The following is a 13,910-nucleotide window of genomic DNA, read 5'->3' on the forward strand; positions in this document are numbered from 1 at the left end:
AGGAAGCATTTAAAAGTCGGCTGTGATTTAACGATTTTTATTATCTTAGCCGTCCTGACTTGTTCATTTATAACCAATTTCGACTGTCACAAGCAAAAGTAGTTTACTCATTATCAATGACTTTACTATTGGCTTAAAATTTAAATATGTTACCTGAACAAAGGTATTCAGGATATAATTAGGGTTGAGGCTGCGCGTGATTATATAGTTTATATTTATTTAAAATTAAAATATGGGAAAAGCTTTACCTCAAACTAGGAATGTGATTTATTGGAATGATCTGTATGTAACCCTGTCTCGTGGCTATTAATTTTTCCTATTGAAATTTTCAAGCTTAGGGCCCCCTCCTTATATGTCAGATTATAACAATTATACTGATGAACTACTTACCTTTCACTTAAAAAAAGGTGAACAGGCTGCGTTTACCGAAATTTATAACCGGTACTGGAAACAAATGCTGGCTATTGCGTGGAATCACTGTAAAGATAGCGCTGTAGCTAAAGATATTGTACACGATGTATTTATTTCACTATGGGAAAAATGTAACCTGTCTGATATTCGAAATCTACCTGCTTTTCTTGCCGGAGCCATTAAATTAAGTATATATCATTACTATCAGAAGGAACAACGTCGTAGTGAATTAGCGCAGCAACATTTGGATTTTGAAACTATGGCTTATACAGAAGATAAGTTAGATGCCCGCTTCCTGCAACAATATATTGATAGTATAGTAGAAGAACTTCCGGAAAAATGCCGCCTGGTTTTCCGGTACAGCCGTGAAAACGGCATGAAAAACTCAGAGATAGCAACTGAGATGCAAATTACAGAAAAAGGGGTCGAAGCCAATCTTACACGTGCCCTTAAGATCATCCGTGGTGGTCTCAAGAAATATGGCGGACTAATATTGATATCTTTTCAATTATACCGTTCCTTCTTTTAAAATTAATCTATTAAGTAACATTTGAATAAAAGTTAAAATTTATTTCAAAGAGGATATAGGGTAAAACGTTTTTCATGTAACATACCATTATAAAGCGCAATACCAATTGAACCGCCAAACCATTTATAACTTAATACAAAAGCACCAGGAAGGCCGGGCTACTGCTTCAGAAAAGCAGGCTCTGACCAACTGGTACAATAAAGTTTCGAACGAGACATCTGAATTTCCGGAGGACGAAGACAGTGTTCGCGAAGAAATATTGACCCGGCTTCTGAGTGAAATCAACTTTTCAAAATCAAAATCTTTTCGATATAAAAAGTGGGCTGTTGCGGCATCTATATTAATGATATTATCAGCTGGCACCTTTTTTTTTGTTGGCAAACACAAGCAAAACGTAAATTCAACAACCGCACTTAACCAACAAATTAAACCTGGCGGTAATAAAGCCTTCCTGGTATTAGCCAATGGGAAAAAAATATTCTTAGCCGACGTTAAAAACGGCAAAATAGCACAGCAAAAAGGAAGTCAGATCATTAAAACGGCTGATGATCAATTAATATATAGCGCTAATTCAGGTACACCTAATGATGGCTCTATACAATACAACACGATAGAAACACCAAGAGGAGGACAGTATCAGCTGCTTTTGCCTGATGGAACCCGCGTGTGGCTGAATGCCGCTTCATCCTTGAAATATCCGGTAAGTTTTAATTCATCTAAAGAAAGAAAGGTTGAGCTAAGTGGTGAGGCTTACTTTGAAGTGGCACATAATAAAAATATACCTTTCAAAGTGGTGACCAACAAGCAATTGGTCGAGGTTTTGGGCACTCACTTTAACTTGAATGCCTATCCCGATGAGCTCAGTACCAAAACCACGCTTTTAGAAGGAGCCGTTAAAGTTACCGCAGGAGATAAAAACACAACACTAAAACCAGGGCAGGAAGCCGACCTAACAACCACACTCAAAGTATCGGAGGTTGACCCTCGTGACGCTATAGATTGGAAAAATGGATTCTTCAGATTTGATGATGAGGATCTGGAAATAGCTATGCGGCAAATAGCCAGATGGTATGACGTAAAAATTATATATGAGGATGAAAGCGTTAAAAAAGAACCATTAGCTGCTGTAACTACGCGTTTTTCCAATATATCCACCTTATTAAAAATGATAGAGCAAACTACTGGTGCCAGGTTCATCATTGAAGGCTCTACTATCAGAGTTACCAAAACAAAACAAACCAAATTATAACTTAATCAATTTAAACCGGGAAGAAAATGGAAGATTCTACTTAACGAAAAAGGAATAGTTTAAAAGCATGATCAGAGACACTCGCGATGTCTCTGATCTTAAAGCTTATTAAACTAAAATGCTATTGGAGATAACAATTTTAACATTAACCAGCCTAAACAAATGTACAAAAATTTTACTACAAACATTTGTACGCATTCGTGCTACACCAAGAAATTCCTTCTTATAATGAAAATAACGAGCCTTATACTCCTGCTGGCATTTATGCAGGTCAGTGCATCGGTCTTTTCACAAAAAATAACTTATAAACAAAATGATGTTACGCTGAAACAGTTGTTCAGTGAAATCAACAGGCAAACAGGATACAACGTTTTTTGGTCGCCAAAGGGATCACAAAAAACTTATACCCTTGATGTTAATTTCAAGAACACTCCTCTTGATGACGTACTTAAAACAGCTCTTAAAAATTTACAACTATCCTACATTATTGATGGAAAATCCATCATCATTACTAAAGAGGCAGCTGGTGTGGAGGCTTTTAGCACAAACACATCAATATTAGCTGATATTACTGTAACAGGATCAGTTAAAGATAGTAAGGGAGTGCCGTTAACAGGAGTAAGTATTTCTGTTGTGGGTAATTCCAAACAAGGTACAGTAACAGATATTAACGGTAAGTTTATTTTAGATGTGAAAGAAGGTGCTACAATTAAAATAACCTTTGTAGGTTTTAAATCGCAGACTTTTATAGTAACACCTCAAACCAAGCTCTTTAATGTTACACTGGAAGAAGATGTACAACAAGCTGATGAGGTAGTGGTTACCGCCTATGGAAAAAAGGAAAGAAGAGAGGCCATTGTTGGCTCTGTTACCACAGTAAAACCAGGCAATTTAAAAATACCCGCCAGTAACCTCACCAATGCATTAGCAGGCCAGGTTGCAGGGGTTATAGCCTATCAGCCCAGTGGGCAGCCTGGGGTAGATAACTCAACATTCTTTATCAGGGGTGTTACTACCTTCGGTTACCGGCAGAGCCCTTTGATACTGATAGATAACGTTGAGTTAACCGCATCCGATCTGGCCCGTTTAAATGTTGATGATATAGAAAGCTTTTCTATACTAAAAGATGCGAGTGCTACCGCCTTGTATGGGGCACGCGGTGGTAACGGTGTTATCCTGGTTAAAACAAAAGAAGGTAAGACAGGTAAATCGCAGATTAATTTCAGGGTTGAAAACGCCTCATCGCAATCTGTCAAAACCCTCCAGCTGGCCGATCCAATTACTTACATGAAGCTCTTTAATGAAGCCGTACGCACCCGTTATCCTTTAGACCCGTTACCTTATGACCAGAACAAAATATTAAATACAGAAGCCACTATCAATCACGCACCGGGAAGTAACCAATATGTATACCCGGCAGTTAACTGGCTCGACATGCTATTTAAAAACCGTACCAGTACACAACGGGGTAATTTAAGTGTACAAGGTGGCGGTGGTGTTGCCCGTTACTATGTTGCCGGTTCATATGATAATGATAACGGTATTTTGAGAACTGATATCAGAAATAATAATAACAATAATGTTAAGTTTCAAAATTACCAGATACGCTCTAACGTCAACATTAATATAACCGATAAAACCGAGCTGATTGTACGTTTAGCGGGCACCTTTAATGAGTATAACGGCCCCCGCACCAACGATGCAAACTTCCAGACCGATCTTTACAACTTGGTAATGCATACCAGTCCGGTTGATTTTCCAGCTTATTTTCCACCCGATTCTGCCAATCTTCGTACTAAACACATTTTGTTCGGTAATACAGCCGCTTCAAACGGGGGCTTAGGATCTACTCAATATATCAACCCGTATGCTTCCCTCCTTTCCGGACATCAAAACTTTTCGGAATCAAGGATGCTTGCGCAATTGGAACTAAATCAAAATTTAGACTTCCTTACATCCGGACTGAATTTCCATGGCATCTTCAGTACCAACAGGTATGCATACTTCAGATCGCAGCTTTATTATAATCCCTTTTATTATACTACACAAAATTATGATAAGACAACCAATCAGTACACATTACTCTGGATAAACTCGCAACCCGGACAAGCCCAGGAATATCTTTCCTACTCCCGCGACCCTTATTCAGATAACCTGCAAACCTTTGTTTATTTCCAGGGTGTACTGGATTATAACAGGTCGATCGGAAAAAACAACAATGTCAGTGCTTCTTTAATAGGCACCCGCCAACAACAATTATATTCCAATAATATTGATCCGCGCACTAATACCTATAGTTTACAATATTCATTACCATACCGTAACTTAACGGTGGCGGGACGTGCTACCTATTCCTACAAGAGCAGGTATTTCCTTGAGTTTAACTTTGGATATAACGGATCCGAACGATTTTCGGCAAATCACCGGTTTGGATTTTTCCCAACAATAGGTGCTTCATGGATCATATCTGATGAAAAGTTTTGGGGTGATCTGTATGATGTGTTTGATCGCTTTAAACTACGTGCCAGCTATGGGTTGGTGGGTAACGACCAGATTGGAAGTCAAAGGTTCTTTTATCTATCAGACGTAAATCTTAATGGAGGTAACTCTGCTTCATTTGGAACAAATAACGCGTACTCCCATAACGGGGTTAGGATCAATAGTTATGAGAATGATGATGTGACATGGGAAACCTCAAAGCAGACTAACCTTGGCCTTGAATTTACCTTATTTAAAAAGTTTAATGTTATAGCCGAAATTTACAGAAACGACAAATACAATATACTACAAGATCGCTCCTCTATACCATCAACAATGGGCCTTGAATCTGGTATATCTGCCAATGTGGGCAAGGTACAATCACAAGGTATCGATATCTCTGTAGATGGAAAACAATCGCTTACCAAAGACATTTGGTTATCTGCCCGGGGAAACTTCACATACTCTACCAATAAATATACACAGTATGAACAGCCCGACTACAAAGAGGGGTACCGCAACATTATCGGACAACCGCTTAATCGGGCATACGGCTATATAGCAGAACGTTTATTTGTAGATGATAATGAAGCGAAAAACTCACCTTCACAAATATTTAGCACTGGTGGAACACCTCCGCAGGGTGGCGATATTAAATACCGCGATTTGAATGGTGACGGTAAAATTGATGCTGCCGATCAAACTTTTATCGGATATCCAACAGTACCGCAAATAGTTTATGGTTTTGGTATATCCACAGGGTTTAAAAACTTTGACCTTTCTGCTTTCTTTCAGGGACAAGCAAACGTATCATTCTTTATTGATCCTGCCCGGACAGCGCCATTTATCAAAAGCCCGGATTCATACTTTACCGGAAATACGGCATTGCTAAAAGCTTACGCCGATGACCATTGGTCTGAAGATAATCAAAACCTATATGCATTATATCCAAGGCTTGGGCCAAATGGTGGTGTAATAGAAAATAACAGGCAAAACAGCACATGGTGGTTACGCGACGGCAGCTTTATGAGGCTTAAATCACTGGAAATTGGTTATACATTACCAGCACGCCTATTAAAAGCCCTATCCTTAAAAAATGCAAGGATATATTTTAACGGATTAAACCTGTTAACCTGGAGCCCCTTCAAATTATGGGATCCTGAACAAGGTGGCAATGCGTTTGCCTACCCAGTTCAAAAGGTGTTCAACGTGGGTTTAAATATCAACCTTTAATATTAACTGACTATTACTTGAAATATGAAATCACACTACAAATATTTTTACATGGCACTGTTAGCTTTAACTTGTGTGTCATGTAAAAAATACCTCGATGTTACTCCTGAGAATGTTGGTACGATCGATTATGCTTTCAGGAACCGTAATGAAGCTGAGAATTATTTATTTTCCTGTTATTCCACCATACAGCAATTAACATATGTTCAAAACGATGCCGGTTTTACCACTTCATCAGAAATCATTTTCCCCAATAACCTTACAGATAATCAAGGCATTGACCCAACAGGCTTTAATTTAATCAGAGGTACACAGAACAGTGCTAATCCCGGGCTTAATTATTGGGATGGATCAAATGGCGGGCAAGCTATTTTTCAAGCATTAAGAAGATGTAATACTATGCTTGAAAACATTGATAAGCCTATTGATCTTGGCCCGGATGAAAAGAAAAGGTGGATAGCTGAAGTAAAATTTTTGAAAGCTTATTATCATTTTTACCTATTCAGGCTATACGGGGCAGTTCCAATTATTGACGTAAACCTTCCGATCAATAGCTCTGCAGAGGCCGTAAAAGTAAAAAGAGCTCCGGTAGATTCTGTAGTGAATTATATAGTCAGATTGCTTGACCAGGCTGCCCCTGATTTGCCTGCGGTAATATTAAACCAGGCAAAAGAGCTTGGCCGCGTAACCACACCTATTGCACTCTCTGTAAAAGCAGAGGTACTGGCAACTGCTGCAAGCCCTTTGTTTAATGGTAATCCAGATTATATCAGCGTAAAAAACAAGGATGGACAGGCACTCTTTAGTTCAACTTATGACGCTAAAAAGTGGGATAAAGCTGCTGCTGCCTGCCTTGCAGCAATTAACGTTAGCGAAACAAATGGCGCCAAACTACACACTTTTATAGCGCCGGCAAACATTACCAAACTTTCAGACTCATTAAAAACTGTTTTGGATTTGCAAACTTCCATAACCGAAAAATGGGATGTTAATACCGAATTAATATGGGCGCTGAATCCAACTTTTCCAGATCAAACTTATTGTGGCCCAAGGCTAACCGCTAAGGCTGCTGCCAACCCTTCATTCCAGGGTACTTTTGCAGTACCAATCTCTGAGCAAGAGTTATTTTATACTCATAATGGTGTACCAATTAATGAGGACAAAACGTGGGATTATGCCAATCGCTATACCATAAGAACAGGCGATAATGCAAATAGGTTTTATATAGGTAATGGATACGAAACTGTTAAAGCGCATTTTGACCGCGAACCAAGATTTTATGCAGATCTGGGTTTCGACGGAGGTATATGGTTTGGCAATGGCATGGTCAATCAGGAAACTCTATATTATATTCAGGGGCGTGGCAGTGCAGCCCTTTCAGGTCCAACAGATAACGTAAGGCTAAACATTACGGGTTACTGGCCTAAAAAATTGGTAAATTATTTAACCGTTTATGACGATGGTTACACCATTGCTGATTTTCATTTACCACTTATCAGGTTGGCTGGTTTATATCTGCTTTATGCCGAAACATTGAACGAGCAAGGTAAAACTTACGCCGAGGTTGTCCCATGGCTTGACAAAGTACGTCAAAGGGCTGGGTTGCCGGGTGTGGTTACCGCCTGGTCAAACTTTTCGACAAACCCTGGCAAATATGCTTCACAGAATGGTTTACGTGACATAATACACCAGGAAACCAGGATAGAGTTAGCTTTTGAGTGTGAGCCCGGATGGGATCTGCGTCGCTGGAAAGAGCTGCAAAGTGTACTGAGCAGGCCATTGCAGGGTTGGAATATTTTTGAAGCTTCTTCAGCAAATTATTACCGGCCGCGAACCCTGGTATCACCAATTTTTAATGTCAGAAACTATTTGTGGCCAATAACAGATAATAACCTGATCATTAATAATAACCTGGTTCAAAATCTGAACTGGTAGTATCAAAAAACATAACAATCATATAATTGAAAAATTATGAAAAGTATTAAAAATTATTCACTACTACTTCTTTTACTGGCAGTGGTGCTAAGTGTGATTTCCTGTAAACGAAATGATGGTGCCAGGGTGCCTATTTCAACCGATAACTCAAAACCAGGAGTAATTACTAATGTTAAAGTTAATAACTATAATGGTGGGTCATATATCACTTACCAGTTGCCTAATTCTCAGAATATACTTTATGTACTGGCAAAATATCAGATCAGGGATAATGTGCCAAGAGAAACAAAATCATCCTATTACAGTGATACGGTAACCGTTGAAGGTTTTGCCAAAGAGCAGGATTATGATGTAACATTATATACCGTAAGCAGGGCTGATGTACTGTCGGATCCCGTTACGGTGAAGGTACATCCTAAAACACCTGCTTATATATCCATCAGATCCACCACCACCATGACAACCGACTTTGGAGGAGTTAATGTAAAAGCATTTAATCCCCTGAAAAAAGAAATTGGAGTAATTGTTACGGCGTTTAACAAAGCAACAAATACGATGGAAATTCAGGATCAGCATTATACTACGGCAGATACCATTGATTATTCCGTACGTGGTTATAGTACTGATCCAAGAAGTTTTGGAGTGTATGTTACAGACAAATATGGCAACATTTCTGATACGCTAAAAAAGAGCATAACACCGTTGTTTGAACAGTTGCTTGATAAAAGTAAATTCAGTCCATATAATTTACCAAGCGATACCGAGATCGGGTATGGTTGGGTGCTTCCTAATTTATGGGATGGAAAAACAGACGGCAATTCTGCAGGCTGGCATACCAACCCTGGTCACACCCCCCCTTTTGTATGTACATTTAATGTGGGACTCACCTATAAGTTAAGTCGCTTTATTATATGGGAAAGACCAGATCAATATGCCTTTGGGCATGGTAATCCTAAACTATTTTCATTGTGGGGGTCAAATGTTGCTTCGCCACAGGATGCACAATTACCTGTATCCTCAGCAGTAGGCACTGTAGTTGGAGACTGGACAAATCTGGGAAATTTCCGTTATCCAAACCCACCTTCAGGTTTACCTCCTGGCGCTACTAATGCGGCCGATAATGCTTTTGTTTTGGCAGGTGTTAATTTCAACATTTCTATCTCGGCCCCTGCCGTTCATTTTATACGTGTAGCCGTAGGTCAAACATGGTCAGGAGGTAATTTCGCTCACATCATGGAACTATCATTTTACGGAACGCCACAATAGATCAGTCGCTTATTAAAACATAAAAGACATGAAAAAAATTAAATATCATATATTATTCATTTTTTTAATACTGGTTACCCTTTATAGTTGCCAGAAGAATAATCTCGGAAATGATTATAAAAACTATTATACCGGGCACGAAATTGTGTATACGGGCGCAGTGGCAAACGCTGTTGTACAGCCAGGTAATTTAGAGATCGGGCTTAAATGGAAGGCAAGTACCGACCCCAGCATTACTAAATATGTGATTTATTATAACAACAAGGCCGATTCGCAAATCGTAAATATTTCAGGTAAAGCAGATACCATAAAAACAGTCATCAAAGGGCTTGCTGAATACACCTACTCTTTTACCATATATTCTTATGATGCTAAAGGCAATAAGTCAATTCCATATGAAGTGAATAATGCAAAAGTTTATGGCCCTATTTATATATCCACGCTGCTTAACCGGGGATACAATGCAACTAATCCCTATGCTGTTAGTAAAACTGGATACGTAACACTCAATTTTATACAGCCCGATACAATTAATATTGGTACAATTATAAAATATACCAATAGAGCCGGACAAAGTGTACAAAAGGTGCTTAGTCCTGATAGTTCCTCGATAACTTTCCCTGATTATAAAGGAGGAACAGATATTACCTATAACTCCTCGTATATACCCGATCGTAATGCTATTGATGTATTTTACGCACCAAAATCAGATGTGTTTCCGAAAATTGACGGTAGTGTACCTTGTGATAAATCATTATTCAAAAAGGTAAAACTACCTAATGACATGAACCCGTATAATTCAGGTACTGATATTGACCGGCTTTGGGATGGCAGCACTAGTCCAAACGGCTTCCCTAACCTGTTTCATAGTGATGGTGCCAACCGCTTGCCGCAAACCCTTACATTTGATATGGGTAAGATTTATACAAAACTTACCAAGGTAGAGGAGATAGGTCGTAATTGCTGCCATAATCCGGATGATTTTGAGGTTTGGGGTATTGCTGATATAACAAATGCAGCAACAACCCTAGCTCCGAATGACCCTGGATGGACGGCCGAAGCTATTTCTAAAGGGTGGAAACTACTAAAAGAAGTTAAAAGAACCGACGATGGACAGGCTCCTTTTAAAACCGATCTGGATAATAATCCGCCTCCGGTACGTTATATCCGCATCAGGGTAAAACACAACGCCGATGGCGAGGGAAGCTATACCAACATTACTCAAATAACCATGTTTAATAATGTACTGAATTAATACATTAAATGTGTTGACTAAACAGCGCTCTTAATACACCATGCATTAAGAGCGCTGTTTGTTACCGCAACTACGCTTCTACGAATTAGTCGGTTCTTATTTTTCACGTACTACCCTCCAATATAGAATCCCATCCTCTGGCAGATATTGAGCCCAAACAAACATTTGAATGTCAAAACCTAAAGAAAATCTGCCTGGATTTCAACTAAAAAAATTGAAATTTTCATTTCACACTTTTTACCCTCATATTAGCTTTTGCAATCGATAACAAGCCAAATATCATAGCCTTTTGAATGTGTGGTTTTCAGTGTCGTAGTTGCATACCATATTAATTCAAACTTTATGATCTTAATTATCCTAAACATCATTTTTTGTTTATCATTTTTGGTATTTGCCTACCTTAATTTAAATGATGTTGATCCCTGGCTTTGGGTACCAATCTATTTAAGTGCGTCCATCAGCTGTGGTTTAGTTGTCTTTGGTAAATATTACCCTACTATATGGCTTTTATTAGTGGCTTTTTATTTAATTTATGCTATCATCTTATTTTTTGCTAAAGATGGTGTGCGCGACTGGATAACAAAATATAAGAAGCCAAGCCTGGTCGAAACTATGCAGGCTACCAAACCTTATATTGAACAAACGCGTGAATTTTTTGGCTTATTGATCATTTCAGCGGCTTTGTTAATCAATTATTTTGCTACGTAAGTATTTCACTGCCCTATTCGTAACATTTCATTATTCACCCATGATTTGATTTTTTATGCCTATTTATGATATAGCAAAAATGGAGGCCTCTATGGCAGGTATTATTAAAAATAATGTTTCCCCTGATACCTGGTTGTGGCTTCAACAATTTAATAAGTTGCCTAATGATTATTCCGCCCTCAATACAGCGTTTATGATCATTCCCCGAAAAACCGGAAAATCGGCCATATCCATAGATAATCTACAATCTCATCTATCTCCAGACACAATTATAAACCCATTTAAAAACTGGACTATTGACAGGCTATGCCGCGTATGGCTGCTTTTACAATGGGATACAACGGATAAAGACAAATATTATCAAACCATCGAAAATTTGTTTTTGTCTGCAGAAATGAATGAGGTGGTAGCATTATATTCTGCACTCCCTTTTTTTGCTTACCCTGAAATATGGACAAAGCGGTGCGCAGAAGGTATCCGGAGCAATATCGGCTCCGTTTTAGAGGCCATTATGTATAATAACCCGTATCCATTACTATATCTGGATCAAGCCGCCTGGAATCAACTGATATTAAAAGCCTTTTTTACCGAAAAAAATGTACCATTAATAATTGGTATTGATAAACGGGCCAATAAAGAGCTGGCATTAATCCTTAGTGATTATGCCCGTGAGCGATGGGCCGCTGGTCGTAAAGTAAATCCGGTATTATGGCGATTGGTGGCCAAATTTATTGACGAAAAAATTTTCGAGGCCATCAAAATTGGGCTTGCTCGTGATGATATGGCCGAAAAAGAAGCCATAGCACTGGCTATCTCAGAATCGGGCTTTGAGCCTGCAAAGCAATGGTTAAGTAATATTCCTGAATTGAAGTCGGTAGTAACTGATAAGGCATTAAATTGGGATAAAGTATCTATAAATTAAAAATATACTTATGTGTTGTAGTCATTCGATAGAAAAAGACAAGGAGGAGAGAAAAACCCTTGAAGCATTTGATTTAAGTTTGGTAAAAGGGATGAAGTTTTTTGATCCCCATGTTCACATGACCTCCCGCACCACGGATGATTATCAGGCAATGGCCGATGCCGGTGTTGTGGCCCTTATTGAACCTGCATTTTGGCTGGGCCAGCCACGAACAGGACTGGACAGTTTTAGAGATTATTATAGCAGCCTGATCGGTTGGGAAAGGTTTCGTTCATCCCAGTTTGGCATCAAACATTACTGTACAATTGGTTTGAATTCAAGGGAAGCTAATAATGAAGCTTTAGCCGAGCAGGTGATGGAGCTTTTACCTTTGTTTGTTTACAAAGATGGCGTGGTTGGTATCGGCGAGATAGGTTTTGACGATCAGACGGCTGCTGAAGAAAAATATTATCGCCTACAGTTGGAGCTGGCTAAAGAGGCAGGGTTGCCTGTACAAATCCATACCCCTCACCGCGATAAAAAGAGAGGCACACAACGCAGTATGGATATCGCTCTGGAACATGGCCTGAATCCCTATCAAGTAATTGTTGATCATAACAATGAAGAAACCGTTAAAGAAGTACTTGACAGGGGCTTTTGGGCAGCTTTTACCATTTATCCATTCACAAAAATGGGTAACGAACGCATGGTTGATATTGCCACACAATATGGACCGGAACGCATCATGATCAACTCAGCCGCTGATTGGGGTATCAGTGATCCGCTTGCGGTTCCTAAAACTGCCGCCTTGATGAAAATGCGTGGCTTGAGTGATCTGGATATTGAACTCATAACCTATCGCAATGCCATAACCGCATTTGCACAAAGTGGCCAGATCGATGAGACTGATTTCGCGACTTCGAAAAACATTGATCAAAGCGGAAAATTTGAGGGCAATACTATTTTACGCGGAGGGCAGCAACCACGTATCGATAAATCTTCTATCATTATCAGCTAAGTTGAAAAAGTTATTCATTTATTTACGAATGATGAGGCCCGCCAATATCATCACCTCCGTGGCCGACATATTAGCCGGTATGGCCATTGCCGGTGTGTTTACAGCAACGGTTACAAGTCATTGGCTTTCTATCATATTGCTGTGTTTTTCAACAGCTTGCTTATATGGAGGCGGTATAGTTTTTAACGATGTTTTTGATGCCGATTTAGATCGCATAGAGCGCCCCGAACGAGCCATACCAAGCGGATTAGTCACCTTAACAGAAGCAACGCTACTGGGTACGATACTGCTTTTAACAGGTATAATTCTGGCAGCATTGCATAGTTTAACATCTGGGATATTTGCTTTAGCTATTGCGTTTTTTGCTTTATTATATAATAAAGCGGGGAAGCATCACTCCTTTTTTGGCCCTTTAAGTATGGGCATCTGCCGGGGTTTAAATCTGTTACTGGGTGTTAGTATAATTCCTGCTATGCTCTATAGCCATTATTGGCTTGCCATTATCCCTGTTATTTATATATTTTCTATCACCATGACAAGCCGGGGTGAAGTACATGGCGGTAATCAGAAAAACCTGTATATAGCGGCTATTCTTTACGCTATAGTTATAGGTTCCATCTTGTATTTTTCCTTTATAAACCAACAGTGGTTATGGTCGCTTATTTTTCTATTGCCATTTGCATGGATGATATTTAAACCATTAACCAAAGCGATACAAGAACCCATAGGTAAAAATATTGGTGCAGCAGTTAAAGCCGGCGTTATATCATTGATACTGATGGATGCTGCCTGGGCAGTTACTTTCAGCTCCATTTATCCGGCTTTAGGCATTGCTGCCTTGTTACCGGTATCTATATGGCTGTCCAAACTTTTTGCTGTTACCTGATTTCATCATGTTCATTAATAAATCTTCTCAATACCATATGA

The 13,910-nt window shown here is 39.2% G+C and carries 10 protein-coding genes; all 10 read left to right on the plus strand.

Annotated elements, in window-relative coordinates:
- Positions 1-352 precede the first annotated feature (352 nt).
- The 10 genes from BW976_RS00935 to eboC all read left to right on the plus strand — a co-directional run bounded on the left by BW976_RS00935 (position 353) and on the right by eboC (position 13,869).
- Positions 353-940: an RNA polymerase sigma-70 factor gene (locus BW976_RS00935; protein ID WP_076369486.1), complete on the plus strand. Its 588-nt coding sequence runs from the start codon at positions 353-355 to the stop codon at positions 938-940.
- A gap of 106 nt (positions 941-1,046) precedes the next feature.
- On the plus strand, positions 1,047-2,189 hold the full coding sequence (locus tag BW976_RS00940; protein ID WP_076369488.1) for a FecR family protein: 1,143 nt from the start codon (positions 1,047-1,049) through the stop codon (positions 2,187-2,189).
- Positions 2,190-2,417: 228 nt separating this feature from the next.
- Complete coding sequence (locus tag BW976_RS00945) at positions 2,418-5,900, plus strand: TonB-dependent receptor (protein ID WP_084191998.1); 3,483 nt, start codon at positions 2,418-2,420, stop codon at positions 5,898-5,900.
- A gap of 24 nt (positions 5,901-5,924) precedes the next feature.
- A complete protein-coding gene (locus BW976_RS00950) occupies positions 5,925-7,835 on the plus strand; it encodes a RagB/SusD family nutrient uptake outer membrane protein (RefSeq protein WP_076369492.1) in 1,911 nt (636 codons plus the stop codon).
- Positions 7,836-7,871: 36 nt separating this feature from the next.
- On the plus strand, positions 7,872-9,101 hold the full coding sequence (locus BW976_RS00955; RefSeq protein WP_076369494.1) for a DUF5000 domain-containing lipoprotein: 1,230 nt from the start codon (positions 7,872-7,874) through the stop codon (positions 9,099-9,101).
- Between the two features lie 28 nt (positions 9,102-9,129).
- Positions 9,130-10,356, plus strand: a complete 1,227-nt coding sequence (locus BW976_RS00960) for a DUF4998 domain-containing protein (RefSeq protein ID WP_076369496.1) — start codon at positions 9,130-9,132, stop codon at positions 10,354-10,356.
- A gap of 342 nt (positions 10,357-10,698) precedes the next feature.
- Entirely contained in the window at positions 10,699-11,064 is a 366-nt protein-coding gene (locus tag BW976_RS00965; RefSeq protein ID WP_076369498.1) for a transmembrane 220 family protein, read from the plus strand.
- Between the two features lie 55 nt (positions 11,065-11,119).
- Positions 11,120-11,986 carry an EboA domain-containing protein gene (locus tag BW976_RS00970; RefSeq protein ID WP_076369500.1) on the plus strand — a complete coding sequence of 289 codons (867 nt, stop codon included), beginning with the start codon at positions 11,120-11,122 and terminating at the stop codon, positions 11,984-11,986.
- Positions 11,987-11,996: 10 nt separating this feature from the next.
- On the plus strand, positions 11,997-12,983 hold the full coding sequence (locus BW976_RS00975; protein WP_076369502.1) for a TatD family hydrolase: 987 nt from the start codon (positions 11,997-11,999) through the stop codon (positions 12,981-12,983).
- Position 12,984: 1 nt separating this feature from the next.
- On the plus strand, positions 12,985-13,869 hold the full coding sequence (gene eboC, locus BW976_RS00980) for a UbiA-like protein EboC (RefSeq protein WP_245834591.1): 885 nt from the start codon (positions 12,985-12,987) through the stop codon (positions 13,867-13,869).
- Positions 13,870-13,910 lie beyond the last annotated feature (41 nt).

Origin of the sequence: Mucilaginibacter lappiensis (assembly GCF_900155965.1) — a bacterium.
In the GTDB taxonomy this organism is placed as follows: Bacteria; Bacteroidota; Bacteroidia; order Sphingobacteriales; family Sphingobacteriaceae; genus Mucilaginibacter; species Mucilaginibacter lappiensis.